Source organism: Treponema sp. R8-4-B8, assembly GCF_054786175.1.
This window is the reverse complement of record NZ_BDHE01000098.1, coordinates 1-1,326: the sequence shown is the minus strand read 5'-3', so window position 1 is coordinate 1,326 and position 1,326 is coordinate 1. Positions and strand designations below refer to the sequence as shown.

Genomic DNA, 1,326 nt, shown 5'->3' with positions numbered 1-1,326 from the left:
AATATGTCTTTAACTTCTGTTAGGTGTTTTGCCAAAGCATCGTTATTTTTTGTTTTTAACGCTTCGTTTATTCTTTCCTCCAGCGACGGAAAGTTGTCAGTAAAAGCATTCAAGACCTGTAAATAATTGAGGAGTTCATCATCTCCCATTTGTTTTATTTTTCCGTCAATCTTTAAATCCGAAATTTCAAGCAGTCTTCCTACGGTAGCATTTTCCGCTTCTTTATCGGTATCAGCCGCATCTTGATGCGCCGTATCGGATGAATCGCCCGGCTGCTTCTGCGCCTTTTGAATATCATTAGATAATATTGACAAGTTTGATAAGAAGTAACGCATATAGGCTTCAACTTTCTCATGCTTTTCGCTGCCAAGCCAGTTAATCTGTTTTGTACAATCCTGCGCTATGTCTTCTGCGAAAATTTTTCCCGCCATATCATGAACTGTTGTAAGATGTTTTGTCAACGTGTCGTAATCTCTCGCAATCAGCGCGTTGTTAATTTTTTTCTTAATCTCCGGAAGGTTATCGGTAAACGAATTTAATAATTGAACAAAATTGTTGAGTTTGCCCTCATCCATTTGCTCTATTTTTCCGGTCAGTTTTAATTCAGAAATCTTAAGCAGTTGTTCCCGGTTAATCATTTTATTCTCCTATGTACGCCTATGTACCAAAAATATGTCGTGTTTTTCAAAAGTTTGCACTCTGTATCAAATTTACTCCTTAAAATTAAGAATGTCAAGTGAAAATAGTTGTACATAACTAAGGGATTTTCCTAAGATTATGTGTGAAAAAGCGGTAACGGATACATTTGCACTCACTCTACACGTATGCCCAATAAAATCCTATGCTATAAAAGCCATAGGCTTTTTTAGCTTAATTTACGCTAGTTTTCAACCTTCGCTCTTTTTCAAACCGGCTGACAGCCAATTCAATTAAGCGGGTGATAAGCTCTGTGTAACTTATACCGCTTGTTTCCCACATTTTTGGATACATGCTTATCTTTGTAAAACCCGGCATCGTGTTTATTTCGTTGACTATTATCTCGCCGTCTGTTTTCAAAAAGAAATCCACGCGCGAAAGCCCTTCGCAGCAGAGTACCTGAAAAACTTTTACGGCAAGGGTTTGAATTCGCTTTTTTGTCGCGTCATCCAGTTTCGCGGGGATTTCAAGAGCAGCGCCTTTTTCATCAAGATACTTGGCGTCGTAAGAGTAAAATTCGTGAGAGGGAATTATTTCGCCGGGTACGGACGCTGCGGGGTCCTCATTCCCAAGGACGGCGCCCTCCATTCCTCCGCCGGGGATCCATTCCTCTATGATGATTTTTCTGTC

2 protein-coding genes are annotated in these 1,326 nt (G+C 39.9%); both read right to left on the bottom strand.

The annotated features are described in order from the left end of the window. Nucleotides 1-638 (bottom strand): hypothetical protein (locus ACYVRA_RS06515; protein WP_461251939.1); only part of this gene is annotated, 638 nt, incomplete at its 3' end. Nucleotides 639-870: 232 nt separating this feature from the next. After that, nucleotides 871-1,326 (bottom strand): D-alanine--D-alanine ligase (locus ACYVRA_RS06510; RefSeq protein WP_461251938.1); only part of this gene is annotated, 456 nt, incomplete at its 5' end.